At 71.4% G+C, this 26,627-nt stretch carries 21 protein-coding genes and 2 pseudogenes; 10 read left to right on the forward strand and 13 right to left on the reverse strand.

Translation table 11 applies throughout. The annotated features are described in order from the left end of the window. Positions 1-177 precede the first annotated feature (177 nt). The 6 genes and pseudogenes from AQJ46_RS13165 to AQJ46_RS13185 all read right to left on the reverse strand — a co-directional run bounded on the left by AQJ46_RS13165 (position 178) and on the right by AQJ46_RS13185 (position 6,720). Entirely contained in the window at positions 178-741 is a 564-nt protein-coding gene (locus tag AQJ46_RS13165) for a DedA family protein (RefSeq protein ID WP_107117250.1), read from the reverse strand. A gap of 221 nt (positions 742-962) precedes the next feature. After that, positions 963-1,412, reverse strand: coding sequence for a DoxX family protein (locus tag AQJ46_RS13170; protein ID WP_057615210.1), 450 nt, complete (start codon positions 1,410-1,412; stop codon positions 963-965). An 87-nt stretch (positions 1,413-1,499) separates the two neighbouring features. Next, a pseudogene (locus tag AQJ46_RS54170) lies at positions 1,500-3,083 on the reverse strand (FAD/NAD(P)-binding protein); the annotation flags it as partial. Positions 3,084-3,809: 726 nt separating this feature from the next. Next, positions 3,810-4,124 (reverse strand): annotated as a pseudogene (locus AQJ46_RS54175) (FAD/NAD(P)-binding protein); the annotation flags it as partial. A 200-nt stretch (positions 4,125-4,324) separates the two neighbouring features. Continuing rightward, entirely contained in the window at positions 4,325-6,004 is a 1,680-nt protein-coding gene (locus AQJ46_RS13180) for an alkaline phosphatase D family protein (protein WP_059205724.1), read from the reverse strand. Positions 6,005-6,075: 71 nt separating this feature from the next. Next, on the reverse strand, positions 6,076-6,720 hold the full coding sequence (locus AQJ46_RS13185) for an HNH endonuclease family protein (RefSeq protein ID WP_057615205.1): 645 nt from the start codon (positions 6,718-6,720) through the stop codon (positions 6,076-6,078). 346 nt (positions 6,721-7,066) lie between these two features. Here AQJ46_RS13185 and AQJ46_RS13190 point away from each other — a divergent pair, with 346 nt between their 5' ends. Together AQJ46_RS13190 and AQJ46_RS13195 are read left to right on the forward strand one after the other, a co-directional pair. Next, positions 7,067-7,654, forward strand: a complete 588-nt coding sequence (locus AQJ46_RS13190) for a TMEM165/GDT1 family protein (protein WP_059205725.1) — start codon at positions 7,067-7,069, stop codon at positions 7,652-7,654. Between the two features lie 156 nt (positions 7,655-7,810). Next, entirely contained in the window at positions 7,811-8,479 is a 669-nt protein-coding gene (locus tag AQJ46_RS13195; RefSeq protein WP_059205726.1) for an HAD-IA family hydrolase, read from the forward strand. A gap of 63 nt (positions 8,480-8,542) precedes the next feature. Here AQJ46_RS13195 and AQJ46_RS13200 read toward each other — a convergent pair whose 3' ends face one another. Further along, a complete protein-coding gene (locus AQJ46_RS13200) occupies positions 8,543-9,487 on the reverse strand; it encodes a peptidoglycan-binding domain-containing protein (RefSeq protein ID WP_059205727.1) in 945 nt (314 codons plus the stop codon). Between the two features lie 158 nt (positions 9,488-9,645). Here AQJ46_RS13200 and AQJ46_RS13205 point away from each other — a divergent pair, with 158 nt between their 5' ends. From AQJ46_RS13205 to AQJ46_RS13220, 4 genes are all read left to right on the forward strand, one after another. After that, positions 9,646-11,688 carry an MDR family MFS transporter gene (locus AQJ46_RS13205; protein ID WP_059205728.1) on the forward strand — a complete coding sequence of 681 codons (2,043 nt, stop codon included), beginning with the start codon at positions 9,646-9,648 and terminating at the stop codon, positions 11,686-11,688. A gap of 87 nt (positions 11,689-11,775) precedes the next feature. Continuing rightward, entirely contained in the window at positions 11,776-12,471 is a 696-nt protein-coding gene (locus AQJ46_RS13210; protein ID WP_059205729.1) for a hypothetical protein, read from the forward strand. A 216-nt stretch (positions 12,472-12,687) separates the two neighbouring features. Then, positions 12,688-13,155, forward strand: a complete 468-nt coding sequence (locus tag AQJ46_RS13215) for a hypothetical protein (RefSeq protein ID WP_404828426.1) — start codon at positions 12,688-12,690, stop codon at positions 13,153-13,155. Between the two features lie 157 nt (positions 13,156-13,312). Continuing rightward, positions 13,313-13,705: a hypothetical protein gene (locus tag AQJ46_RS13220; protein ID WP_020116060.1), complete on the forward strand. Its 393-nt coding sequence runs from the start codon at positions 13,313-13,315 to the stop codon at positions 13,703-13,705. A 10-nt stretch (positions 13,706-13,715) separates the two neighbouring features. Here AQJ46_RS13220 and AQJ46_RS13225 read toward each other — a convergent pair whose 3' ends face one another. Together AQJ46_RS13225 and proP are read right to left on the reverse strand one after the other, a co-directional pair. Beyond that, complete coding sequence (locus AQJ46_RS13225) at positions 13,716-14,387, reverse strand: O-methyltransferase (RefSeq protein ID WP_057615190.1); 672 nt, start codon at positions 14,385-14,387, stop codon at positions 13,716-13,718. Positions 14,388-14,473: 86 nt separating this feature from the next. Then, positions 14,474-15,838: a glycine betaine/L-proline transporter ProP gene (gene proP, locus AQJ46_RS13230; RefSeq protein WP_059205731.1), complete on the reverse strand. Its 1,365-nt coding sequence runs from the start codon at positions 15,836-15,838 to the stop codon at positions 14,474-14,476. 312 nt (positions 15,839-16,150) lie between these two features. Here proP and AQJ46_RS13235 point away from each other — a divergent pair, with 312 nt between their 5' ends. Then, positions 16,151-18,157, forward strand: a complete 2,007-nt coding sequence (locus AQJ46_RS13235; RefSeq protein WP_059205732.1) for a bifunctional glycosyltransferase 87/phosphatase PAP2 family protein — start codon at positions 16,151-16,153, stop codon at positions 18,155-18,157. Between the two features lie 310 nt (positions 18,158-18,467). On the opposite strand, the gene AQJ46_RS13240 is transcribed toward AQJ46_RS13235, so the two are convergent. Next, positions 18,468-19,706, reverse strand: a complete 1,239-nt coding sequence (locus AQJ46_RS13240; protein ID WP_059205733.1) for a cytochrome P450 — start codon at positions 19,704-19,706, stop codon at positions 18,468-18,470. A 241-nt stretch (positions 19,707-19,947) separates the two neighbouring features. Between AQJ46_RS13240 and AQJ46_RS13245 the strand changes: the two genes are divergently transcribed. Continuing rightward, a complete protein-coding gene (locus AQJ46_RS13245; protein WP_059205734.1) occupies positions 19,948-21,117 on the forward strand; it encodes a steroid 3-ketoacyl-CoA thiolase in 1,170 nt (389 codons plus the stop codon). Here AQJ46_RS13245 and AQJ46_RS55430 read toward each other — a convergent pair. Together AQJ46_RS55430 and AQJ46_RS13250 are read right to left on the reverse strand one after the other, a co-directional pair. Further along, positions 21,101-21,313, reverse strand: a complete 213-nt coding sequence (locus tag AQJ46_RS55430) for a hypothetical protein (protein WP_159064021.1) — start codon at positions 21,311-21,313, stop codon at positions 21,101-21,103. The two genes, AQJ46_RS13245 and AQJ46_RS55430, sit on opposite strands and share 17 nt — an antisense overlap. A 45-nt stretch (positions 21,314-21,358) precedes the next feature. Then, entirely contained in the window at positions 21,359-23,602 is a 2,244-nt protein-coding gene (locus AQJ46_RS13250) for an XRE family transcriptional regulator (protein ID WP_059205866.1), read from the reverse strand. Between the two features lie 106 nt (positions 23,603-23,708). Between AQJ46_RS13250 and AQJ46_RS13255 the strand changes: the two genes are divergently transcribed. Continuing rightward, positions 23,709-24,542 (forward strand): alpha/beta fold hydrolase, encoded by an 834-nt coding sequence (locus tag AQJ46_RS13255; RefSeq protein WP_059205735.1) that lies wholly within the window; start codon positions 23,709-23,711, stop codon positions 24,540-24,542. Between the two features lie 28 nt (positions 24,543-24,570). Here AQJ46_RS13255 and AQJ46_RS13260 read toward each other — a convergent pair whose 3' ends face one another. Next, positions 24,571-25,269: a YoaK family protein gene (locus tag AQJ46_RS13260; protein ID WP_059205736.1), complete on the reverse strand. Its 699-nt coding sequence runs from the start codon at positions 25,267-25,269 to the stop codon at positions 24,571-24,573. A gap of 103 nt (positions 25,270-25,372) precedes the next feature. Here AQJ46_RS13260 and AQJ46_RS13265 point away from each other — a divergent pair, with 103 nt between their 5' ends. Beyond that, positions 25,373-26,623: an alpha/beta hydrolase family protein gene (locus AQJ46_RS13265; protein WP_059205737.1), complete on the forward strand. Its 1,251-nt coding sequence runs from the start codon at positions 25,373-25,375 to the stop codon at positions 26,621-26,623. Positions 26,624-26,627: the final 4 nt, after the last annotated feature.

Here is a 26,627-nt window from a genome sequence, read left to right on the forward strand (position 1 = left end):
CGCTGTGTCCGTGCGGCTCGCCGAGGCGGCGTGACCAGCCCCTATCGGCCTGTGGCCGACGCGCGTCCTGTGCCGGGTCGGCTGGAACTGCCCGGGCGCGGTGCTGTGTTCAGGTGCGGCTTCGCCGAGGGGGCGACCAGCCTCATCGGTCCGCAGCCGACATACGTCCCGCCGCCGCTATCGCGCTTCCGCTGTCACCGGACGTCGTCGCATCACATACGCCGCTCCCGCTCCCGCCCCGAACAGCGCCGCTACCGAGACCCCCGTCGCCAGCCAGGTCGCCCCCAGCCAGTGGGCGCCGAAGTAGCCGAGGGCGACGCTGTACGCGGCCCAGGACAGGCCCGCGAGGGCGGACCAGGGGAGGAAGTCACGGGCTCGGCGGTGGGCGGTGCCGGCGAGGAGGGAGACCACCGAGCGGCCGGCGGGGGCGAAGCGGGCGAGGACCACCAGGGCCCCGCCGCCCGCGGAAAGCGCGTCGCCGAGACGTTCCTGCGCCGTGGTGAGACGACGCGAGCGGGCGATCGCGCGGTCGAGGCGCGCACCGCCCCGGAAGGCGAGGCGGTAGGCCGCCAGGTCGCCCAGGACGGAGGCGGTCGTCGCGCACAGGATCAGGGCCATCACGTCCGGGACCTTGCCGGTCGCCGCGCTGCCCGCGGCCGCGGCCGTCGCGGCCGTGATGACCAGCACCCCGCTGGGCAGCAACGGCACGAACACGTCGAGGAGCACCGACAGCGCGACCATGGCGTAGATCCATGGACTGCCGGTCAAAAACCCCAGATTCTCCAGCACCGCGACTCCCCGTGATTCCCCCGTAGACAGCCATACAGCGTACGCCTGGGCCGGGACAGGAGATTCACGGGGGGCTCATGAGATGGGTGCGGCATGTTCACCCGGCTGCCGCGTCCGAACGTGCCGGTGCCCTCCCCCACGGACGCGGGGGAGGGCACCGTACGCAATTCGCCTCAGACGGCCACGGGCTCCGCCGCCGGCTTCCGCTCCTCGGCCGAGCGCTTCGCGAACAGCCGGTCCAGGCCGAACGCGCCGGACCCGGTGAAGACCAGCAGCAGGAAGGCCCAGCTGAACATCGCCGCGGCCTCGCCGCCGTTCTCCATGGGCCACAGGGCCATGGGCTGGTGCACCTTGAAGTACGCGTACGCCATGGATCCCGCGGCGATGAGCGCGGCGACGCGGGTGCCCAGGCCGAGCAGTACGAGGCCGCCGCCGACGAGCTGGATCACGGCCGCGTACCAGCCGGGCCAGGTGCCCGCTTCGAGGGTGCCGCCGTCGGTGCCCGAGGCGCCGCCGAGGACACCGAAGAGGGAAGCGGCGCCGTGACAGAGGAAGAGCAGGCCGACGACGATGCGGTAGAGGCCGAGGGCGTATGGCTGGGCGCTGTTCAGGCGTCCGGTCATTGTGGGGGACTCCTTCGGTCGGGTCGGTCCCACAGGGGGGTCGCCCCAGGGGGATGGAACCGAGTGAGTCATCCACGTTAGGTGCCCCTAATCTATGCTTGCAAGTTCAACATTTGGCCACTCGTTTGCCTCTCTGGTCCCTCCTGTTTCGCCCGCCGTCGCACGTAGAACGGCTCTCGCCACTGCATCGGCGTCCGAAAGCGTGACCGAATCCACCCCTGGCCGGGCGCCGGCCGCGGTCACCCAGTGCACCCCCTCGGTGGGCACACCGAAGGCGAACCTCCTTGCGTGGGACCGCCCTTGACGGTCGATCAGGTGATACGGCCGCCGGGTGACGTCCAGGCCGCCGGTCTCGTAACCGTCGACGGTGTGTGGACGGCACTGGCCCGTCTTCAGCAGCCGGGCGAGCAAGTCGTCGGCGGTGCGCCGCAGATCCGGTTCCGGAAGGCGCGCCTCTATGAGGGTCGTCACGTGTACGGCGGACCCCGGCACCTCGGGCGAGCGGGCCACCCAACTGCCGTCCGCCTCGCGGACCTCCAGGCGAGGGCCCAGGACGTCCACGGTGCCCGCTTCGATCAGCGCGGTCAGTTCCTCGATGCGGCGGCGGGGCGGGCCGATGGAGAGGAAGGCGTTGAGAGGCGTGTACCAGCGGTCCAGGTGGTCCCGGCGGGACGGGCCCGCGAGGCCGCAGTGGTCGACTATCTGCCGCAGTTCGTTGCGCAGGTCCCGCAGGACGTCGAGGGCCGCCTTCAGAGGGCCGGCGACGTTGCCGAGCGCGGCCTCGGTGGCGTCCTGGCGCAGATGGCCGAGGAGCCAGTTCCGCCACGTGCCGGGGTCCGTGAAGGTCTGTCCGGTGTACGGCCGTGACATGCGGTCCCAGGACCAGCGGTCGGCGTGCGGGATGCCGAACTCGTCCAGTACGGCGGCCTCTTCGGGGCAGCGGTGGTCCGTGGCGAGGAAGCGGTCCCTGAACTCCCTGTCTTCGACGAGGGCTTCGTAGTAGACCGTCTCCACCTCCTTTGCCACCAGCGGCCATATCTCCGTGAGGAAGTCGGGGGCCTCGCCGGAGTCGGCGCGTTTGCGGAAGCGGGCGATCGTCTCGTCGGTGAGGACGTGGGGGAGGTGGCGGCCGTAGGGGCCCTTGGCGTTGTCGCCGCGTGCCTGGTAGGGGATGCCGCGGCGTGAACCGGCGTACAGGCGCGGTTCGTCGCCGGAGGGGAGGTAGCGCAGGGTGCCGGTGTCCGAGCGGACGAAACGGCCACCGCGGCCGGTGGTCAGCAGGGCCATGTGGTCGAAGAAGTTCAGGCCCAGGCCGCGCAGCAGCACCGGCTCGTGCGGTCGTATGCGGGACAGGTCCACGTCAGCGGGGTTCGCGGGCGGGACGTGGCGCAGACCGTGGCGTTCGGCGTGGGCGGTGTGGCTGCGCTGGGGCGCGTCGGCGACGACCGGCAGATGCCCCTGCGCGAGGACCACGGCCGACAGTCCGTACAGCACGGTCCCGTCGTCCAGCGTCACCGTCTGCCGCCCGTCGACGGCGTCATCGACCCGCACGGCCCGCGCGGCGTGCACCTCGACCCTCACCACCGCGGGTGCCTGCCGCACGATCCGCGCGAACACCCACTCCAGGTAACGCCCGTACTGAACACGGCTCGGATAGTCATCGGGCCCGAGCGGGTAATCCGTGCCAAGCCCCGAATCCGTGCCGGACCCCGCCACCTGGCCGGAGTCGGGCGCCCCGCCCGCTCCCGGTCGTCCATCGCCGCTTCCGGGCTTGTGGCTCGCGCGTGACGTTTCGTCGAGGCCCGGCACGCTGCCGGGGTCGGGCTTCCCTCCGGGCCCTGCCCGTCCGGGGTCGGGGGTCCCGCCAAGTCCTGCCCGTCCGGGGTCGGGGGTCCCGCCAAGTCCTGCCCGTCCGGGGTCGGGGGTCCCGCCAAGTCCTGCCCGTCCGGGGTCGGGGGTCCCGCCAAGTCCTGCCCGTCCGGGGTCGGGCGTCCCGCCAAGTCCTGCCCGTCCGGGGTCGGGCGTCCCGCCAACCCCCGCCCGTCCGGCGTCGGTTTCCGGACCGGCGTGCCGTCGTGGCTCCTTCTCGGTGCCGGACCCCGCCACCTGGCCGGAGTCGGGCGCCCCGCCCGCTCCCGGTCGTCCATCGCCGCTTCCGGGCTTGTGGCTCGCGCGTGACGTTTCGTCGAGGCCCGGCACGCTGCCGGGGTCGGGCTTCCCTCCGGGCCCTGCCCGTCCGGCGTCGGGCGTCCCGCCAAGTCCTGCCCGTCCGGGGTCGGGCGTCCCGCCAAGTCCTGCCCGTCCGGGGTCGGTTTCCGGACCGGCGTGCCGTCGTGGCTCCTTCTCGGTGCCGGGCCCTGTCTCCCCCTCGGCACCGCACCCCGCCCCCTCCTTCACCCCCCACCGCCCGCACGCCCACTCGTGCAGGCTCGGCCCCCGGCGTATCGGTCCCGCGCAGTCCACGCTCTCGTCGGTGAACAGGGTGACCTGGGAGGCCACCGTGTTCATCAGGAGGTCGGGGGACTGGGTGGGGCGCCATACGCGGCCGGGGCCCGGTGGGGACGGGTCGATGACGTGGACCGTCAAGTGGGCGCCGGGCGGGAGGAGTTCGGGGGCGGAGGCGCAGAGGCGTTCCAGGACGCTGGTGCCGCGGGGTCCCGCGCCGACCAGGGCGACGGAGACGGGCGCGTGGTCCGTGGTCGGTGCGGGCAAGAGCGGGACTCCCGGGCGTGTGGGGGCGCGCGTGGCGGAGCCGTGGAGCTCCACCGGAAGCGGACGGTCCGCCTCATCATGCCGTCGGGAGTACGGGGTGCCGAGCCTGAAGGGCCGGGAGGGCCTGGACTGTGGGATGCATCACGAGCATCCCGTGCCACGGGTACAACAAGCAGCCGGAAGGGGCTGGAATGAGTCGATTACCGGGCGAGCCGGGACGCCTCGCGCCCGCTTCCGCCGGTGAGTTCGGACTCCGAGACCGTCACCAGCCGGGTCCGTCCCTCGCGAGACTCCCGCGCCTGGTCCAGCCGCAGCCGTGCCGAACGCCCGTTCAGCGTCAGCGTCATGAGTTGGTTGCCGAACCACGGGCCGCCCGTGTGCCGCCAGGAGACCGGCGGTTGCTCACAGCCGCCGTGCCGGGCGAGCAGCCGCCCGAGCGCCCGCGCGGTCGCGCTCCAGCCGAAGCGGAAGCCGAACCGGATATAGCTGGGCACAGAGTTGTGGACGGGGGAGCAGGTGAGCTGGAGGACGCGGGCCTCCGGTCCGCCGGAGTGCCACTTCGGCTCGGCCACGTACGCGTGGTGCACGTCCCCCGACAGCACCAGCACCGTCGCCGGCGCCTCCGGCCCCGAGCCCACCTCGGCGATCAGGTCCGCCAGCGCAGCGAAGGACTCCGGGAACGCCGCCCAGTGCTCCAGGTCCGCCTTCCGCCGCAGATCCTCCCCGAACCGGGCCCAGCGCGCCCCTCGGTCCCCCCGGCACAGCGCGGCGTCCCACGCCTCGGCATGGTGCACCAGATGCGGCAGCAACCAGGGCAGCGAGGTGCCGATCAGGAGGTGGTCGTAGGAGGCGCGCTCCTCCAGGACCTGTCCGCGCAGCCACTCGGCCTCGCCGGGGTCCAGCATCGAGCGGTTCTCCTCGTCGAGGACGCGGGCCGCGCGGGAGTCCACCATGAGCAGGCGCACCCGGCCGAAGTCACGCCGGTAACTCCAGCGCACGGAGGCCGCGTCGGCCTCGGCCCGGCAGGCGAAGGCGCGCAACTCGTCGGTGCCGTCCGGGGACTGGCGTACGACGGCGTAGAGCGGGTCGGCGGCCAGCTCGGCCGGGGGGAGGTTGCCCAGGTGCTGGTAGACCCAGTACGACATCAGGCCGCTCAGCAGCCGCTCCCGCCACCAGGAGACTTCGCGCATGTCCTCGACCCAGGAGGCGGAGGTGTTCCAGTCGTCGATGACGTCGTGGTCGTCGAAGATCATGCAGCTGGGCACGGTGGACAGCAGCCAGCGCACCTCGGGGTCGAGCCAGGACTCGTAGTAGAGGTGGGTGTACTCCTCGTAGTCCGCCACCTGGTTGCCCGGCGGGTCGCTCAGATCGCGGCGTGCGGCCAGCCAGCTCTGGGTGGCCCGGGAGGTCTCGTCGGCGTAGACCTGGTCGCCCAGCAGCAGGAGGACGTCCGGCCGTTCGCCCTCCGGCTCGGCGGCGATACGGGCCGCGAGGGTGTCCAGGGCGTCGGGGCCCACGGGGTCCTTCTCGCCCTTCGGGGGCGCGGCCCAGCGGCAGGAGCCGAAGGCGACGCGGACGGTGTCCGTGGCGGCGGGCGTGTGGATGACGGACGGCGGAAACCCTGAGAAGGGGGCGTCGGGCAGCGGCCACACGCGCGTGCCGTCCAGGAACACCTCGTACGACCGCTCGGTGCCCGGAGCCAGGCCGTCGACCGGGACGAGGGCGTAGTAGTGGCCCGCGATCTGGAACGTGGGTGCCTCGCCGCCGGTGCCGTCCGAGCAGCGCACCTCGGCGGTGCACGGACGGCTCGTCTCGACCCATACGGTCGCGGACGAGCCGTCGACGTACCTGAGCAGTGGTCCCAGCCGCAGTTCGGCCACGTGATCCTCCTCCGTCGCCCCGTACGGTACGGAACGGCGGAGGTCCGCGGGGAGGTTCCGTTACGGAATCGTCAGCAGTTGGCGAGGTAGCTCGTGAGCGCGCTCTTCTCCGCCGAGTCGACGGAGAGGTCGTAGTAGTACTTCACCTGGACCCAGGCGCGGACGTAGGTGCAGCGGTACGAGGTGACCGACGGCATCCACTCGGCCGGGTCCTGGTCGCTCTTGGACTGGTTCACGTTGTCCGTGACGGCGATCAGCTGCGGGCGGGTGACGTCGTTGGCGAAGCCCTGGCGCTGGGCGGTGGTCCAGGCGCTCGCGCCGGAGTCCCAGGCCTCGGCGAGCGGGACCAGGTGGTCGATGTCGAGGTCGGAGGCGGCGGTCCAGGTGGCGCCGTCGTACGGGGAGTACCAGCTGCCGCTGGTGGCGGTGCAGGCGGAGTTGGTGACGACGTTCGAGCCGTCGCGCTTGAGGATGTACTCACGGGTGTTGCAGGTGCCGCTGATGGTGATCCACGTCGGGAACAGGTCGCGGTCGTAGCCGGTGCGGTTCTCGGTGGCCACGGTGAGCGAGGCGAGGTAGGTGCGGGCGGTGGCCGCGCTGACCGGCGTGGGGAGGGCGGCGGAGGCGGTCGGGCCGTTGAGGACCGCGACGGAGGCTATGAGGGCGGTGAGCGCCCCGAGTATGCTGAGCCGTCGACGCGCGTAGAACTTCGACATGCGAACTCCCTTGGGGGACGGGGATGTTGGAGCGCGGGCGTGGAAATGCTCGCGGCTCCGCGTTGCGGGGAGGTGTGCGTTCGGTAAGAAGTTAGTGACGCGTACATGACACGACAAGATGTATGGCGAAAACGATCACGTACGATGGACGGCGTTGAAGGGGAGTAGCTCTTCGCCGGACCGTCGACATACTGCTCAGCTCGTCTGAGCCGGCGCCCGGAGGCAGGTCGCGTGCGGCCCGCCAGCGAGACCTTCGGCCAGTAGTGCACTGACTGTGTGCTGCCGTGCCGAGGCGTCGTTTCGCAGGAACACTCTCGGTGGGGCGGCCCCGACCGATTGAGGACCCTTGATCAGCTTCACCGTGACGGCCGTCGTCTTCGGCGTCGTCTTCCTCGCCGAACTGCCGGACAAGACCGCGCTCGCCGGCCTCGTCCTCGGCACCCGTTACCGCGCCTCCTACGTCTTCGCGGGCGTCGCCGCCGCCTTCGCGCTGCATGTCGCGCTCGCTGTCGCGGCCGGCAGCGTGCTGACCCTGCTGCCGCAGCAGATCGTGCAGGCGCTGACGGGCGTGCTCTTCCTCGGTGGCGCGGCCGTCCTGCTGCTGACGAAGGGCGGGGCCGATGGAGATGCGGAGATCCGCAGGCCCGAGGACCAGTCGTTCTGGAAGGTCGCCGGGGCCGGGTTCATGCTCATCCTGATCGCCGAGTTCGGGGACCTGACCCAGATCATGACGGCGAACCTCGCGGCCCGTTACGACGACCCGCTCTCCGTCGGTCTCGGCGCGGTGCTCGCGCTGTGGGCGGTGGCCGGCCTCGGCATCGTCGGCGGAAAGGCCCTGATGAAGCGGGTCCCGCTCAAGATCGTCACGAAGGTCGCGGCGCTGCTGATGCTGGCGCTCGGGCTCTGGAGCCTGTGGGAGGCCGTGACCGGATGAGCTGAACGGCGAGTGAACTGTTCCGGGCGGTCTCCGGGGAGGGTGGCGGGAACCCGCCCGATTTTGTACCGTGGAGAAACAAAGTGGCTCCCGCTCGTTTTCCCTGACCGGCGGGCGGGGCCACCTTGTCTCTTCCGTCTGTGCTTGGAGCTGCCGATGACGGCCACCGCCGCCCCCACCGTCCTCACCGCCCGCGCCCTCCTGCTCGACATGGACGGCACCCTCGTCAACTCCGACGCCGTCGTGGAGCGCATCTGGCGCCGCTGGGCCGAACGCCAGGGGCTGGACGCCGACGAGGTCATGAAGGTCGTCCACGGCCGCCAGGGGCACGCGTCGATGGCGATCCTGCTGCCCGACCGGCCCATGGAGCAGAACCTCGCGGACAACGCGCGCATGCTCGCGGAGGAGACCGCCGACATGGACGGTGTCGTGGCGATACCGGGGGCGCCCGCGTTCCTGGCCGCCCTGCGGGACCTGCCCCACGCGCTGGTGACCTCGGCCGACGTCCCGCTGTCCACGGCCCGGATGGCGGCCGCGGGGCTGGGGCTGCCCGAGGTCCGTGTCACCGCCGAGTCCGTGGGGGCGAGCAAGCCGGACCCCGAGGGCTTCCTGAAGGGAGCGGCGGAGCTGGGTGTCGCGCCCGCCGACTGCATCGTCTTCGAGGACTCCGGGGCGGGAATCGCCGCCGGTAAGGCGGCCGGGATGAGGGTCGTGGGAGTCGGGGCGCGAGCCGCGGTGCACGGGCCGGATGTGGTGGTGGAGGATCTGACGCGGGTGAGGGTGGAAGCGCGGGCGGACGGCATGCTCCAGATCTGCGTGAGGTAGGAGTTTTCAGGGGCGCGGGGAACTGCGCGACCAGCCCCCACCGCCCCGCACCCGCAAAACCACCTATGGCTCAGTGGTCTCCGACTCCAGCCGCTGCCGGGTCACCAGGTCGTACACCCCGTGCTCCGCCACCTGAAGCCCCCGCTGCCACTGATACGCGGAGACCGCGTCCTCCACCCCTTCGTTGTAGTGCCCGCTCGCCTTGCGCGCGTACAGCCCCACCTGGGTGAGCCGCAGCTCGAGCTCGACGACCTCCGGCCCCTCGGACCCGCGCCGCAGAACCTGCGGAGCCGCCTCGCGTGCCGCGTCGGACCCGGCCGCCGATTCCGTCGCGGCGGAGGCCGTCGGGGTCGCCGAGGGCTCGGTCGACAGCGACGGGCTGGGCGAGGCGCTGGACCTCGACGGGGACGGGGAGGCCGACGGGCTCGCGCTCGCCGTGGCGGACGGGGGTGCGGAGGACGGCCGTACGGACGCCGCGGCCGTGGCCGCGGACGCCGACGCCGCGGTCGTCGTCGCATCCGGGACCGCCGGCCGTACGTCCCCCCGTGCCGCCTCGTCCCGCACCGGCGACTCGTACGTGAACATCCCACCGGCGAACGCGGCCGCGGCGGCCACCGTCACGACCGCCCCGGCGGTGGCGAGCAGGACGGTACGGCGTCGGGTGCGGCGCGGCGGCCCGTCGGCGGTCCCGTCGGGTGCGGAGGCGTTGGCCTCCACCTCGAACAGGTTCAGGTCGGTGCGGCTCGGGGTGGCCGGCGGCGGGGCCGGCACGCGCAGCGGCATCGTGGCGTCCGGCGCGGGCGCCTTCGGCACCGGTGCGGTCTCGTCGTCCAGCTCCACGTACGGCCGTATGCGTAGCGGATCGAAGTCCTCCGCCGCGGCCGCCTCCGCCGTACGTGCGTCCCGCAATGCGTCCGACGCGCGCTGGGTGCACCCGCAGGACGGGGTGTTGTCGGCCCCTCTCGGTGCCCGGCACTCCGGGCACAGATGGCCGTTCGACTCCGCCATGTGTTCGTCCCTCCCCTCACAAACTCCAGCGATTATGCAGACCCCCTCCACAGCCGTCTTTCGGAAGCCCCCGGAATACCGGCTTCCAACAGGACTCAACAGGCCATAACCGGTCACACCGATCACGATGGACGTAACGAGAGCCACAGGAGGTCTTCATGGCCGCGCACCCGCACGGTATGACGGGGAATGTGAGAGACGAACAAGAACAACACGTCTCCGGCAACGTCCTCGTCTCGATCGGGGCCCTGCTGCTCGGGATGCTGCTCGCCGCGCTCGACCAGACGATCGTGTCCACCGCGCTGCCCACGATCGTCAGCGATCTCGGCGGTATGGAGCATCTGTCGTGGGTGGTGACCGCGTATCTGCTGGCGTCCACGGCCGCCACGCCGCTGTGGGGCAAGCTCGGGGACCAGTACGGGCGCAAGCGGTTGTTCCAGACCGCGATCGTGATTTTCCTGATCGGGTCCGCCCTGTGCGGCATGGCCCAGGACATGCCCCAGCTGATCGCGTTCCGGGCCCTGCAGGGGCTGGGCGGCGGCGGGTTGATGGTCCTGTCGATGGCGATCGTCGGCGATCTCGTTCCGCCGCGTGAACGGGGTCGCTATCAGGGGCTGTTCGGGGCGGTGTTCGGCGCGACGAGCGTGCTGGGGCCGTTGCTGGGCGGGTTGTTCACCGAGCATCTGAGCTGGCGGTGGGTGTTCTACGTCAACCTTCCGGTGGGCGTGGTCGCGCTGGCCGTGATCGCCGTGGTGCTGCGGATTCCCCGTAAGTCGACGAAACACGTCATCGACTACCTGGGGACCTTTCTCATCGCCGCCGTCGCCACCTGCCTGGTGCTGGTGGCCTCGCTGGGCGGCAACACCTGGGCGTGGGGGTCGCCCCAGATCGTCGGGCTCGCGGTGCTGGGGGTGTTGCTGGGGGTCGCGTTCGTCGGGGTCGAGCGGCGGGCCGCCGAGCCCGTGCTGCCCCTGAAACTGTTCCGGGTGCGGACCTTCACCCTGTCCGCCGTCATCAGCTTCATCGTCGGGTTCGCCATGTTCGGGGCCATGACCTATCTGCCCACCTTCCTCCAGGTGGTGCAGGGAGTCTCACCGACCATGTCCGGTGTGCACATGCTGCCCATGGTGTTCGGGCTGCTGCTGTCCTCGACCGTGTCGGGGCAGATCGTCAGCCGTACCGGCCGCTGGAAGGTGTTCCCGGTGGCCGGGACCGGGGTCACCACGCTCGGGCTGCTGCTTCTGCACCGGCTCGACGAGAGCAGTTCCACCTGGGTGATGAGCCTCTACTTCTGCGTGTTCGGGCTGGGGCTCGGGCTGGTCATGCAGGTGCTCGTGCTGATCGTGCAGAACGCCGTGTCGTACGAGGACCTCGGCGTCGCCACGTCCGGCGCGACCTTCTTCCGGTCCATCGGGGCGTCTTTCGGCGTCGCCATCTTCGGGACCGTCTTCGCGAACCGCCTCGGGGACAAGCTGGCCGAGGCCCTGCGGGGCGCTCAACTGCCGCCCGGCGTCTCGGTCTCGGGGCTCGAGGCCGATTCCCGGGGGCTCGCGGAGCTGCCGGGCTCGCTGCGGCCCGAGGCACTGCACGCGTACGCCTCGTCGATCACCGACGTCTTCCTCTACGCCGCGCCCGTTGCGCTTCTCGGGTTCGTGCTCGCGTGGTTCCTCAAGGAGGACCCGCTGCGGGGGTCGGTCACGGCACCCGACGTCACGGAGACGCTGGCCAGCAATCCCGTGCAGCGGTCGTCGTACGACGAGGTGTGCCGGGCGCTGTCGGTGCTCGGGACCCGGGAGGGGCGGCGGGAGGTCTACCGGGACATCACCGCGCGGGCCGGGTACGACCTGTTGCCCGCGGCGAGTTGGCTGGTGCTGCGGATGCGGAAGTACGGGTGGGTGGAGCCGGCGCTGCTCGCCGAGCGCACGTCCGTGCCGCTGGGCGCGATCATCGAGGGGGCACGGCAGGTGGAGGAGCGGGGGCTGGGGACGCGGCAGGGGCTTGATCTGCTGCTCACCGAGCCGGGCCAGGAGGTCGCCGCGCGGCTCGCGGCGGCTCGGGAGGCGTCGTTGGGGGAGTTGCTGGGGGACTGGTGGGGACCCGATCGGCCCACTGATCTCGCCCAGCTGGTGAAGGATCTCAACGACGAGTTGTGCGGCTCCGACCGGGAACAGCCGCACGAGGGGCCCGCGGCCCGGTTGTGATGAAGTGCCTCCCTGGTCATGGCCTGATTGCCGCCTCCACACATGCGCAGACGGTTTGAACAAACGGTTCAGGGCAACCCGGCAGACATGTCAACAGGCCTGATCATCGCTCTGATCGTGATCGTGGCGGCCGTCGTAGTTGTGGCGGCCGTCCTGACCCTGCGTGGCCGGGGCCCGCAGCACGGCCGGGGCCTGAAGCGACGCTTCGGGCCCGAGTACGACCGCGCCGTGGCCCGGCACGACGGGGACGAGAAGGCCGCCGAGCGCGAACTCGCCGAGCGCGTCGAGCGGCATGGATCCCTGCGCGAGCAGCCACTGGAACCGGCGGAGCGCCAGCGGTACGAGGACCGCTGGGCGGCCGCCCAGGAACGCTTCGTCGACTCTCCTCAGGAGGCCGTTGCCGAGGCGGACCGGCTGCTCGCCGAGCTCGCCAAGGACCGGGGCTTCCCGGACGGCGGGCAGTACGAGGAACAGTTCAACGCGCTGTCCGTGCACCACGCGGACCACGTGCACGGCTACCGGCGGGTGCACGCGGTGGCGGGTGCCCGCACGGACGCCGGGCAGGACGGCGACGGCCGGACGAACACGGAGGAGATGCGCGCCGCCATGGTGGAGGCGCGGGCCCTCTTCGAGGACCTCGTCGGCCCGCCGCGGAGCCGCGAGGAGTCCCGTACACCCACCGACGAGTCCCACGTGCGCGCGGGCCAGGCCCGCGACGGTCGCAGTGACGGCCGGGGGCATCTGCCGTGGGCATTCAACAGGCGTCACGCGAAGGGGAGTTGAGCGACAATGACGGATGCCGTGAGCGGGGCGGGCGAGGAACGGAAGGGCCGGAGCACAGGCGACCCCTCGGACGCTCGCAGCCCCATGGTGACCCCCACCGAGACCGGGGCACCGGACGCCCGGGGGCCCGCGACGGGACGCCCGGCGGGTGTGCCTCGTGGTGCGGAAGAGGACCGTGGGGGCCGTGGGGAGCGTCGTGAGTCCATACCGGGCGCGATGACGCCTCCCGGGCGGGGTGACGAGGGCGGCTTCGGCGCCGACTCGGTTCCCGGCCGCGACAAGGCCTCCGGCCTCGGTCGTGGGACCGAGCGGGGGCGGGACGCCGGTTCCGACACCGTCGGTGGCGTCGGAACCGGTGTGGGCGGGGCCTCGAGCCCCGAGAGCCACGAGGCCCGGCTGCTGCCGCACGAGGAGACCGACAAGCTCAGCACGCGGCTCCAGCACGCCGTCGCCGGGTTCGTGGACGAGCCCCGGTCCGCCGTCGAGGAGGCCGACCACGTGCTGGAGGAGGTCGCCGCCCGGTTCACCGATGCGGTGACGCAGCGTCGGCGCACACTGCGCAACTCCTGGCAGACCGGCGACGGCGGCCGGGACGACAAGTCCGTCGGCGTCGGCGACACCGAGCAACTCCGGCTGGCGCTGCGGGACTACCGCGAGCTGACGGAGCGGTTGCTGCACAGCTGACGCATCGTCCATGCGTACGACCGGCCTGCCGCCCGGAGTCGGGTGGCAGGCCGGTCTTGGGTGCCTTGCACCGGACACGGCCGTGCCGGGCGATTTATCATGCGGCGGCGGTGGGCCAACGGGGCTGCCGCGCAAGGACCCTTCAGGAGGAGCGCACGTGCTCGAACTCACCATGGCCGTCGTCACCGCGGCGGAGGAGGGTGCCACGGCCGGGATGCAGATGGCCGACGCGCCCAGTGACCCGGGCACCGTGCTGCGGGTGGGCCGCGACAAGTCCGTGTGCCGGCTCGCGACGCCCGACGACTGGCTGTTCGTCTCCCGGGTGCACCTGGAGTTCCTGTGCGGGCCCGAGGGCGTCTGGCAGGTGACCTGGCTCCAGGGCTCGCAGCCCGATCCCTCGTCCGAGGTACAACTGGTGGCCGGGGCCTACGCGCAGCCGCTGGTCTACGGCGGCTCCGTGACGCTGCCCCGGGGCGGGAACGGCGAGATCGTCATCCGGGACCGCACCGCCCCGCGCAGCGTCAACGTCGGCTTCTACCACGAGGTGTGAGCGTGCCGGGTCACGGCAGCACGCGCGCCAGCGCGAAGCCGTCGTAGCCCTTGCTGCCCACCGTCTGGATCGCCGTGGCGCTCAGCCTCGGGTGCTGCCCGATCAGTTCGAGCGCGGTGCGGGTGCCCTGAACGTCGGAGGCGGGGTTGCCGGGATCGGCGACCCGGCCGCCCCGTACGACGTTGTCCACCACGATCAGGCTGCCCGCGCTGGTGAGCTTGAGCGCCCACTCCACGTAGTGCGGGTTGTTGGCCTTGTCGGCGTCGATGAAGACCAGGTCGAAGGGGGGCGGGTTCTCGTCGGCCAGCTGGGGCAGGGACTCCAGGGCGGGGCCGACCCGCACCTCGGCGATCTTGTCGAGGCCCGCGCGGGCGATGTTGCGGTTCGCGACCTCGGCGTTGACCGGGCTGTACTCCAGTGAGACCAGACGGCCGTCGGCGGGCAGGGCGCGGGCCAGCCAGATCGTGCTGTAGCCGCCGAGCGTGCCGAGCTCCAGGATCGTACGGGCGCCCTGGATCTGGGCCAGGAGCTGCAGGAGCTTGCCCTGTGGTGCCGTCACGGCGATGGACGGCAGGCCGGCGGCCTCGCTGTCGCGCAAGGCCGCCCGGAGCACGTCGTCCTCCGGGGCCAGATGGGTGGTGAAGTAGTCGTCGACGTCGTCCCAGAGCTGCGACTGGCTCATGCACCTGTGCCTTTCATATGTCTAGTTAGAGCGGCTAACTAGTTGCTCTAACGAATATAGTCCGGCACCCGGTCGCTGTCAGCGGATTACCGCTGCGGCGGCGAGCCCGGCAGGGGCCGGCCCGCCGACTCCGTCATGAACCACACCGCCACGCCGCCGATCACGGCCGCGGCCATCATGTAGTAGGCGGGCATCATCATGTTCCCGGTCGCGCCGATCAGGGCCGTCACCACCAGCGGGGTCGTGCCGCCGAAGAGGGACACCGAGATGTTGAAGCCGACCGAGAGGGAGCCGTAGCGCACCCGGGTCGGGAAGAGGGCCGGGAGGGCGGAGGGCATCGCCGCCGTGAAGCAGACCAGGAGCAGGCCCAGCGCGCCCATGCCGAGCGCGATCGCGAACAGGCTGCCCTGACGGATCAGCAGCAGGGCCGGTACCGAGAGCAGCAGGAAGCCCGCGCAGCCCGCGGCGATCACCGGGCGGCGGCCGACGCGGTCGCTCAGGGCGCCCGCGAAGGGCTGGACGACCATCATCAGCGCCATCACCGCGAGGACGACGAGCAGGCCGTGCGTCTCGTCGTACTTGAGCTCGCTGGTCAGATAACTCGGCATGTACGACAGCAGCATGTAGTCGGTGACGTTGAAGACCAGGACCAGACCCACGCAGAGCAGCAGGGTCCGCCACTGGCCGGTGATCATCTCGCGCAGCGGGACCTTCGGGCGGCTCGACTCGGCCTTCTCTGCCTCGGCCGCGAACGCCGGGGTCTCCTCCAGGCGCAGCCGCAGATAGAGGCCGACGACGCCCATCGGGCCCGCGATCAGGAACGGGATCCGCCAGCCCCAGGACACCAGGTCCTCGGTGGACAGCAGGGCCGTCATCACCGTGACGAGACCGGCGCCGGCGATGTAACCGGCCAGCGTGCCGAACTCCAGCCAGCTGCCGAGGAAGCCGCGCTTCTTGTCGGGCGCGTACTCGGCGATGAAGGTGGACGCGCCCGCGTACTCGCCACCGGTCGAGAAGCCCTGGACCAGACGGGCGGCCAGGAGCAGCAGCGGGGCGCCGACGCCGATCGTGGCGTACGACGGGATCAGGCCGATGGCGAAGGTGCCGGCCGCCATCATGATCATGGTCACGGCGAGGACCTTCTGGCGGCCCACACGGTCGCCCAGCGGGCCGAAGACCAGGCCGCCGAGCGGGCGGACCAGGAAGGCCGCGGCGAAGGCGCCGAACGTCGACAGGAGCTGGGCGGTCGGATTGCCGGACGGGAAGAAGACCTTGCCCAGGGTGACGGCGATGTAGCTGTAGACGCCGAAGTCGAACCACTCCATGGCGTTGCCCAGTGCGGCGGCCTTGACGGCACGCTTCACGAGGGCGGGGTCGACGACGACGGCATCGGGGGTGCCGGGGTCACGAGGGGCGTGGACAGGATGGGTGAGGGCTGGGGCACTCGGCAAAACTTCGCTCGCCTGCCTTTCGACGGGGACAAGGGCAAAAAGCGACCATAGGTGGACTTGCCGGGTTCACGTAATGCTCAAGCCCGGTCGCGGAGCGTGCATAAATGTGCTGTATGCAGGTACCCCGTGCCTGGTCAGGGACGCGTCTTCCGGCGTCCCGTGTGATCCATCTCGCGCCCTGACCGAGCGACGGCACTCGCCGCGGACTATCGTCATTCGGACAAATGGAGGCGGACGTCAGGTGAAGCGGGGGTTGCCTGCGTCCTTCCTCTCGGACGCATGGCACGACCGGGATTGCGAGGCCGACGAGGCGTGGCGAATGCGGAGCACAGTGGGACTACGGAGGTCCAGGCGCGGCTGCGGGCGGCCAGGCTGGCCCTGTGGCTGGTGGCCGCCGTCCTCGCCGTCAGACAGGTGGCCGTCGTCCTCAGTACCCCCAGAGGCGAGCGGCTGACGGACCTGGAGACCTGGGTCGGTCCGGACGGCGTCCTGCATGTGAAGGGTTCGCTGTACGACTCGACGCAGTTCACCGGTACCCCGTTCGGGGGACTCGTCCTGAAGCCGCTCACCCGGGCCGCCGAACAGGCTCTCGGCTGGGGCTGGACCTTCGGCACGCTGCTCCTGGTCGTCGCCCTCGGCCTCGTCGCCGCCCGCGCCCTCCCCCAGCCGGTCGGCCGCCGCACCTCGCTGCTCGCCGCGCCGGTCGCGATCAGCCTGCTCATGCTGTCGCTGCCCGTGCGCAACACGCTCTACCTCGGGCAGACCAGCATCATGCCGGTCCTGCTGGTCCTGGTCGCCTGCTTCGTCGTCCGGGGTGAGCGGGTCAGCGGCCTGCTCATCGGTCTCGCCGCCGCCCTCCAGCCCACGGTCCTGCTCTTCGCGCCCCTGCTCTGGTTCACCGGCCGCCGCCGGGGCGCCCTGACCACGGCCGCGACCTTCACCGCAGGCACCGCGCTGGCCTGGGCCGCGATGCCGCACGACTCGTACACCTACTGGGTGCACCACATCGCGGGCACCGGACTCGGCGGTCCCGCCGACGACCTCTCCAACCAGTCCCTGCACGGCATGCTGCTGCGTCTCGGTGTGGCCGGACCGCTGGAGATCTCCCTCTTCCTGGTCCTCGGCGCGGCCGTCGCCGCGCTGGGCCTGCGGCGGGCCGTGCGCTACGCCCGCGACGGCCAGCTGCTGCTCGCCGTCGCGATCACCGGGTGCGCGGCGATCGCCGTCTCGCCGACCACCTGGCAGCACCAGCTGCTGTGGGTGCTGCTCGCGGTCGTCGGGCGGGTCGGCAAGCGCGCCTCCGACCGGTATGTGTGGCCCGTGGCCGTCGTCGTGGTGATGACCCTCCCGGCGTCGATGATGCTGCCGCACATCTCGGCGCTGTACACCCTGCGGGACAACGTGGTGCTGCTGGCCGCGCTCGCCGCCGCCACGGTGATTCCCTTCCTGTCGCGGACCTCGCCGTACTACCAGACGCCGATCCCCACGGCGTACGCGGCGCCGGTGCCCGCGCGGCTGCGGGGCGTGCCGCTGCTGCCGATCCTGCGGCGGGTGCTGACCCGGCCCAATCTGCTCCTCGAACTGCTGCTGATTCGTGTCACCTACGCCGCCTACCAGCAGGTCAGACTCGCGGCCACCGGCGGAACCAACTCCGCGGGGCGGGCCACCGCCGAGGAGCACGGCCGGCAGATCCTGGACATCGAGCGCCGGCTGCACATCGACATCGAGCACTGGGCCAACCACGCGGTCGTCAAGGTCGACTGGCTGCGGAACTTCTTCGACTTCTACTACGAGTCCTTCCACTTCGTGGTGCCGCTGAGCGTGCTCGCCGTTCTGTACTGGCGGCGGCCGGGGGACTACCGGTGGGCCCGGGCCTCGCTCGGGTTCGCGACCCTGCTGGCCCTCGTCGGGTTCTGGCTCTATCCGCTGGCACCGCCTCGGCTGATGCCGGCGCTGGGGGTCATCGACACCGTGCACGGAGTCCAGGACTTCTCCAAGCCGGACTACGGCACGCTCACCGCCCTGACCAATCAGTACGCGGCGATGCCCTCGCTGCACTTCGGGTGGTCGCTGTGGTGCGGGGTCGTCATCGCGATCATCGCGCCCCGGTGGTGGATGAAGGGGCTCGGGCTGCTGCACCCGCTGTTCACCGTCTCGGCGATCGTGGCCACCGGCAACCACTGGGTGCTGGACGCGGTGGGGGGTGCGGCGGTGGTCGCCGGTGGGTTCGGGTTGTCGTACGTGTTCCAGGGGCCGCGGGCTCGGGTGGTGGCCGCTGCCGCGGAAGTCGATGAGGAACGGGCGCTGGTGAAGCGGTAAGCGCCTCTCGGGGGGCGGCTTTGTGTTGTTCGGCGGCTGAGGGTTCGTGGTGGCCGGTCGCGGTGGGGCCGCTGATGCCGTACGACCGCTCGATGCCGGGGACGTCGAGTTCCCGGCCGGGGAGAAGCGTGTCGCCCAGGCGGCCGAAGTGCGGCTCGGGCGGCGGGAGTTGGCCGACGGGTCGCTGCCCGAGGTGGCCGGCGTGGTGTGGTGCCCGGGGTCCCGGCCGGGCATCTCGCGGGGCGGTCCGCACGCACCGGGACGGGCCGGCGGCCTGGAGGGACCGTCGGCCCGGGCGCCGGGGCAGGGGTCAGCTCAGGGTGACCTGAAGCTCCTTGACTCCGTTGATCCATGCCGAGCGCAGGCGGCGGGGGTCGCCGGCCGCGCGGAGGTTGGGCATGGCGTCGGCGATGGCGTTGAAGATCAGGTCGATCTCCAGGACCGCCAGGGACTTGCCGAGGCAGTAGTGCGGGCCTCCGCCGCCGAAGCCGAGGTGGGGGTTGGGGTCGCGGGTGATGTCGAAGACGTCCGGGTTCTCGAAGACCTCGGGGTCGTGGTTGGCGGCGGCGTAGAAGATGCCCACGCGGTCGCCCTTCTTGATCTGCTTGCCGCCCAGCTCCGTGTCCTGGGTGGCCGTGCGCTGGAAGGAGTTGACCGGCGTGGCCCAGCGCACGATCTCCTCCGCCGCCGTCGAGGGGCGCTCGGCCTTGTAGAGCTCCCACTGGTCGGGGTGGGTGAGGAAGGCGTGCATACCGTGGGTGATGGCGTTGCGGGTCGTCTCGTTGCCCGCGACCGCCAGCATCAGCACGAAGAAGCCGAACTCGTCGGAGTTCAGGTTGCCCTCGTCCTCCGCCGCCACCAGGGTCGTGACGATGTCCTTCGCCGGGCACTGCTTGCGGTCGGCCGCCATGTTCATCGCGTAGGCGATGACCTCCATGGCCGACTCCTGGCCGACCTCCTCGCTGATCGCGTACTCCGGATCGTCGTACGAGATCATCTTGTTGGACCAGTCGAAGATCTTCGCCCGGTCGTCCTGCGGGATGCCGATGAGCTCGGCGATGGCCTGGAGGGGCAGTTCGCAGGCGACCTGGGTGACGAAGTCGAAGGAGGCACCGGGCAGGGCGCGCGCGGTGTCGACGATCGACTGGGCGCGGTTGCGGAGGCGTTCCTCCAAGGCGCGGATGGCCCTCGGGGTGAAGACGCGCTGGACGATTCCACGGACGCGGGTGTGCTCGGGCGGGTCCATGTTCAGCAGGATCAGCCGTTGCGCGTCGATCGCGTCGCGATCGATGCGTTCGTTGAAGCGGATGATCGCCGTGTTGAGGTACGACGAGAAGATCTCCGGGTGGGTGGAGACGTACTTGACGTCCGCGTGCCGGGTGACCGCCCAGTACCCCTCGTCCTGGAAGCCGGCGACGTTCCCCGGCTGGGGGATCCAGCGCACCGGTTCGGCCCGGCGCAGTTCGGCGAACTCCGGCAGCGGTACGCGACTTTGCAGCAGATCGGGGTCGGTGAAGTCGAACCCGTCGGGAAGCGCTGGACACGACATCGGCAACTCACTCCAGCCGTTCGACAGCTTTCTGACGGCCCATCAGGAACAGAGCTGCCGTGAAGGTAATAACGGGTTCTACAAGTGGCAAGGGGCACGGAGCCCTCAATTGTGTGCACGACCCTTGCGGTGGTGGGCGGCTCGTCAGCAGACTGCAAAGCAGCGCGAAGTAGAACACGTACTAGTTCTGCGTGTTCCAGGGAAGTTCCATGGATCCGTTCGGAGGAGAGGACCCGCACCCATGGCCGCCGAACCCGTGATCGTCGAAGCCGTCCGCACTCCCATCGGCAGGCGCGGCGGCGCGCTCGCCAATCTGCATCCCGCCTATCTGCTGGGCGAGACCTACCGTGAACTCCTCGGCCGCACCGCCATCCCCGCCGACGCGGTGGAACAGATCGTCGGCGGCACGGTCACCCACGCCGGCGAACAGTCCATGAACCCCGCGCGCACCGCCTGGCTGACCGTCGGGCTGCCGTACGAGACGGCGGCGACGACGGTCGACTGCCAGTGCGGCTCGTCCCAGCAGGCCTCCCACATGGTCGCCAACATGGTCGCGGCCGGGGTCATCGACGTCGGCATCAGCTGCGGTGTCGAGGCGATGTCCCGGGTGCCGCTGGGGTCGGGGTCGAAGCACGGGCCCGGGAAGCCGTTCCCCGACGAGTGGAACGTCGACCTGCCGAACCAGTTCGAGGCGGCCGAACGCATCGCACGCCACCGGGGGTTGACCCGGGAGAACGTCGACTCGCTCGGTCTGGTCTCGCAGGAGCGGGCGGCCGTCGCCTGGTCCGAGGAGCGCTTCAAGCGGGAGACGTTCGCGGTCCAGGTGCCGACCACCGAGGACGAACAGCGCGCCGGGCAGGGCATGTGGCGGCTGGTCGACCGGGACGAGGGGCTGCGCGACACGTCCATGGAGGCTCTGGCGGGCCTCAAGCCGGTCATGCCGACGGCGATCCACACGGCCGGCAACTCCTCCCAGATCAGCGACGGCGCCGCGGCGATCATGTGGGCGTCGAAGCGGATGGCGCGGGCGCTGAAGCTGAAGCCGCGGGCCCGGATCGTGGCACAGGCACTCGTCGGGGCCGACCCGCACTTCCACCTCGACGGTCCGATCGACGCGACCCGTGCGGTGCTCGGGAAGGCGGGCATGTCCCTGAGGGACATCGACCTCGTCGAGATCAACGAGGCCTTCGCGTCGGTCGTGCTCAGCTGGGCCCAGGTCTTCGAGCAGGACCTGGAGAAGGTCAACGTCAACGGCGGTGCGATCGCGCTCGGGCACCCGGTGGGAGCCACCGGGGCCCGGCTCATCACGACGGCCCTGCATGAACTGGAGCGCACGGACAAGGAGTTCGCGCTGATCACGATGTGCGCGGGGGGCGGCCTGGCCACCGGCACGATCATTCAGCGCTTGTAGACGTCCAGTCGACGAAGGTGGCGAAGGCGGCGGGGTCGACACGTCGGATGAGGACCTCCGGCGACTCGGTGCCCGGCGCGAGTCCGTCTTTCCGCTGACCCGGCACGAGGCCCAGGAGATCGAGGTCCGCAACTCGATGGACGAGCCGTTCGATCTGGACCACCTGGAGGATCTGGACGTCGCGCCGCCGGCTCACCGGGTGGCGGTGGATCCGGGCTGAGGTCGTCGACCGCTCGCCGAGCTACCCGAGGCGCTCGATCGTCGTCGCCGTTTTCGCCGCCGACGCCGTGTCGCCGGCCGCTGTGAACAGTTCGTGGGCCCGGGTGAGGTGTTCGCGAGCCTCGGGGAGTTCGCCGCAGTGGTGCAGGGCCGTGGCGAGGCCGGTGAGGGCCTGGGCCTGGAAGCGGTCGAGGTCGCCGCGGGCCAGGGGGGTGGCGACGGTGCGGTAGGCCGCCGCCGCCTCGGGCCATCGTTCGAGGGCCAGCAGATCGTTCGCGATCTCGTGGCGGAGCAGGGCCTGGACGAACTCGGTCAGGCCGGGGACATCCCCGGCGGAGGTGTCGAGCAGGGCCCGGTGCAGGGCCAGCGCCTCCTCGGCACGGCCGGATTCGCGCAGCGCCTTGCCGAGGACCCGCTGGGAGACCGCCTTCCCGGCGGTGTCGCCGACGGCCTCGAAGAGCAGGATGGCCTTCGCGGCGGCCTCCGCGGCTTCCGCGGGCCGGTCCAGGCTCAGAAGGGCCCCGGTGATGTACGACCACGCCCAGGCCTGCTGGCCCTCGTCGCCGGTCTCGGTCGCCAACTCCAGTGCTCTGCGGGCGAGGTGTTCGGCCTGTTCGTACTGGTACGCGCCGACCCCGTGGGCCCAGGCGAGGCAGTTGAGCTGGTGGGCCTCGGCCGCCCGGTCCCCGACGGCGGCCGCGGACCGGGCGCCGTACGAGAAGAGGGTCCGCCACTCGGGCCACTGGGTCCAGCGGTCGGAGAACCAGTACAGGGTGCGTGAGGTGTGCAGGATCTCCGCGTGCCGGCCCGCCGCGTACATCAGGGGCAGGGCGCCAGCCCAGTTGGAGCGCTCGGCGACGAGCCACTCCTCCGCGTCCGCGGCGGACTCCGGGGCGGAGACGGCGGGTTCACCCGCCCACGGCTCGGGCGCGCCCGGTGCCTCGAACAGCCGGCCCGCCGCCGAGGCCGACCTCAACAACCAGTCCGCCATGCGCGGTTGGATCTCCCGGGCCACCGACTCGGGCTCCTCGCCGGCGAGTCGCTCGCGTGCGAAGAGCCGTACGAGATCATGGAGGGCGTACCGGCCGGGTGCGGTCTCCTCCAGCAGGCCCCGGTCGACCAGGAGGTCGAGGGAGTCCCCGGTGGTGAGCGGGTCCTCGCCGGTCAGGACGGCGGCGAGGTCGGGACCGGTGTCATGGCCGGGGACGAGCGAGAGCCGGCGCAGCAACAGCCGGTGCGGTTCGGTGAGTTGGCCGTAGGAGAGGGCGAGAGCGCCGCGTACGGCGAGGTCGCCCGCGACCAGTCCGCTCAACCGGCGTTCCTCGTCGGCGAGGTGGCCCGCCAGCCGGGTCGGGGTCCAGCTCGGTCGGCTGGAGAGGCGGTTGCCGACGATGCGCAGGGCCAGCGGGAGGTGTCCGCACAGCTCGGTCAGCCGGGTGATCGCCTCGGACTGTCCGTCGGTGCGCGGGGCGCCCAGGATCCGCTCCAGGAGGGTCGCCGACTCCCCGCCGCTGAGCCCGCCGAGCCTGATCCGCCGTACGCCTTCGAGACCGGCCAGCGGCCGTCTGCTGGTGACCAGCACGAAGCTGCCCTCGGCGTCCGGCAGCAGCGGCCTGGTCTGGGTCTCGTCGGCCGCGTCGTCGAGGACGACCAGGGCGCGGCGGGTGGCGAGAGCGGCCCGGTAGGCGGCCTCGCGGGCCGCGGAGTCGACCGGGATCCGCTCCGTCGGAAGACCGAGCGCCGTCAGCAGGAGGACCAGCGCCTCGTCGGCCGGCAGCGGCGAGTCGCTCATGCCGTGCAGCTGGACGCAGACACAGCCGTCCGGGAAGGAGCCGGACAGGCGTCGTAGCGTTTCCGCGGCGAGCGTGGTCTTGCCCTGTCCGCCCGGCCCGAAGAGCACCACGGCACGCGTACGCGTGCCGGTGGCCAGGGACTCCAGCTCCGCGAGCTCCGGCTCCCGGCCGGTGAAGTCCGGGACGGTCCGGAGAAGATACGGCGGCGTCGGCGCCCCGCCGCGCTCCCGGCCGGCGTCGGCCAGCCGCTGCAAGCGCTCGCGCTGTTCGCCGTCGAGCCCGAGCGCCGCGGCGAGGGCGTCGACGGTACGGCGCTGCGGCCCGCGGCTGCGACCGCGCTCCATGTCGCCGAGCGCGCGGACGCTGACTCCGGAGGCCTCGGAGAGCTCCTCCAGGGTCAGCCGGGCGGCCCGGCGCAGGGAGCGGAGGGTGCCGCCGAAGGGGGTCGCGAGAGAGGAAGTGTGACTGGTCATCATGACAATGAGAACAAGCGCTCCCTACTTCCGCCTGTCATTCTGCCTGGCGCGAACCAGCCGCCCCTGGTGAGCTGGGAGCTCCGCTACGAGAGGACGAACCGACATGCCGTACATCGCCGTTGGGGAAGAGAACAGCGCGCCGATCGAGCTCTACTACGAGGACCACGGCACCGGACAGCCCGTCGTCCTGATCCACGGCTACCCGCTCGACGGCCACTCCTGGGAGAAGCAGGTCCCGGTCCTGCTGGAGGCCGGCCACCGCGTCATCACGTACGACCGCCGCGGCTTCGGTCGCTCCTCGCAGCCGACCACGGGCTACGACTACGACACCTTCGCCGCCGACCTCGACAAGGTGCTCACCAGCCTGGACCTGACCGACGCGGTCCTCGTCGGTTTCTCGATGGGCACCGGTGAAGTGGGCCGCTACCTGGGCAGGTACGGTTCGGGGCGGGTCGCCAAGGCCGTCTTCCTGGCCTCGCTCGAGCCCTTCCTGCTCAAGACCGATGACAACCCGACCGGCGTGGACCAGGCGGTCTTCGACGGGATCCTGGACGCGGTCACCAAGGACCGGTACGCCTACTTCGACGCGTTCTACCAGGACTTCTACAACCTGGACGAGACGCTGGGCAGCCGGATCAGCGAGGCGGCCGTGCGCAACAGCTGGAACGTCGCCGCGGGGGCCTCGGCGCACGCCTCGGTGGCCTGCGTACCGACCTGGATCACCGACTTCCGGGCCGACGTGGCGAAGATAGACGTACCGTCGCTGATCGTGCACGGCACCGGTGACCGCATCCTGCCGATCGACGCGACCGGGCGGCCCTTCCACGCGCTGCTGCCCTCCGCCGAGTACGTCGAGATCGAGGGCGCGCCGCACGGTCTGCTGTGGACGTACGCGGAGGAGGTCAACGCGGCGCTGCTGTCCTTCCTGGCCAAGTAGCGCTTCGGACAGCTCTTGAAAAAGGGGGTCACTCGCGCCCCGAGGCGACCACCGCCAGCACCGCCACCAGCCCCGCCGAGATCGCCAGCGGAATCCCGAGGCCGTGATGGAGCACCAGCCACGCGCCCAGCGTGGCCCCTGCGACCATCGCGATCACGGACGCCGTACGGCGGGGCGAACGGATGCCGTGGCCGCCGCCGGCCCGGGAGTCGGCGGCGAGGCCGGTCAGCGTCATGGTCAGCACGGTCGTCGTCAGGTCAGGGACGCCGAGCTTGCGGACCGTGGCGTTGCGCAGGCCCATGGCGAAGGCCGTGACGGCGATGAGGGTGTAGGCGGTGGCCGTGGCGCCGGGCGCGGCGAAGGCGACCACCGCCGTGATCCCCAGCAGCACCGCCTCGGCGGCGAGCGTGAGCCGGACCCAGGTACGCCGGGAGCCACCGCCGAGCCGTACGGTGCCCCGGCCGCCCGCCGCCGCGCCCACGACGAAGGACCCCAGCGAGGTCAGTGTGTGCGCCACCGAGAAGCCGGGCGCCCCGGCGGCGGCGAACCCGAGCACGACCACGTTGCCGGTCATGTTCGCGGTGAAGACGTGCTCCAGGCCCAGATAGCTGACCGCGTCGATCAGTCCACTGACCACCGTCAGCCCCAACAGCACAACCACCAGGCGCAGTCCGCGCGCCTCGGGATCGCCGGCCGTCTTCGGGTCGGTGCTGCTCTGTTCGCTCATCGAGTCTCCGGGCGGCCGCATGGGCAGGGTGCACTCAAGTCCACCACGGATGCGGGGGACTCTCGGATGCCGGCATGACCTGCGCGTCCCTAGCGTCGAGCACATGAGTGATGAGACGCGCACATCCCAGGGAACACGGGCGAGTTGGCGCACGCGGCGGGGGCTCGCCGGAGCGGCAGCCCTGCTGCTGGCCGCGCTCGCCGCGGCGCCGGTGGCAGCTGCCACCGGTGAGCAGGCGCACCGGACGGGGCGCGGGGAGCTGGTCTCCGTCACCCCGGTCGCCGACCGGGACGCGGGGGCCGTCCGGGCGTTCCTGGACGGGCGGGACGTGGCCACGGACTCCGTGCAGTACGGCGTACGGGCATACCGGCTGACGTACCGGACCGTCGACCCGCAGGGTGCACCCACCACCGCGACGGGGCTGCTGACGCTCCCCAAGGGCGGCGGCCACCGCCTCGACCTGGTCTCCGACACCCACGGCACGATGGTCCACCGCGACTACGCGCCCTCGGCGAGCGAGGACTTCGGGCGGGTCCCGTCGTATCTCAACGCGAGCGCGGGCCGTGCCGTGGCCGCCCCCGACTACCTCGGCCTCGGCAGGGGCCCGGGCCGGCATCCGTACATGGACACCGCCTCGTCGGTGACCGCCTCCCTCGACATGCTGCGCGCCGCGCGGACGGCTGCGGACCGGCTCGCGCGTCCGCTCACCGGGGACGTGTACGTGACGGGCTTCTCGCAGGGCGGCCAGGTCGCGATGGCGCTCGGCAAGGTGCTGGACGGGGGCGCCGACCGGCACTTCCGGCTGAAGGCGCTGGCGCCGGTCAGCGGCCCGTACGACGGCGAGGGCCAGGAGATGCCCGCGCTGTTCGACGGCCGGGTCAACGACATCAGCGGGGTCCTCTACCTCTCCTACTGGCTGGTCGCGCAGAACCGACTGCACCCCCTCTACAAGGACCCGTCCGAGGTCTTCCGCGCACCGTACGCGAGCCGGGTCGAGGGCCTCTTCGACGGACGCCACGAGGAGGAGGACGTCGTCAGGGGACTCGCGCCCTCGGTGAAGCAGCTGCTCACGCCCGCCTTCTACGAGCGTCTGCGGCATCCGTCCGGCGCCGTGCTGGACGCGATGCGCGCCGCCGACCACACCTGCGACTGGAAGCCGGAGGTGCCGGTGCGGCTGTACGCCGGTGCCGGCGACACCGACGTGCCCATCGGCAACACCCGGACATGCGCCCGCACCCTCGCAGGTCAGGGAGCGAGGGTGCGGGTGGTCGATCAGGGAGCCGTGGATCACTTCGGCTCCCTCGCCGTGTCGGCACCGCAGGTGGTGCGGTTCTTCGACGGCGTCCGGGGGTGATGCG

This window comes from Streptomyces canus (genome assembly GCF_001514145.1).
Lineage (GTDB): Bacteria > Actinomycetota > Actinomycetes > Streptomycetales > Streptomycetaceae > Streptomyces > Streptomyces canus.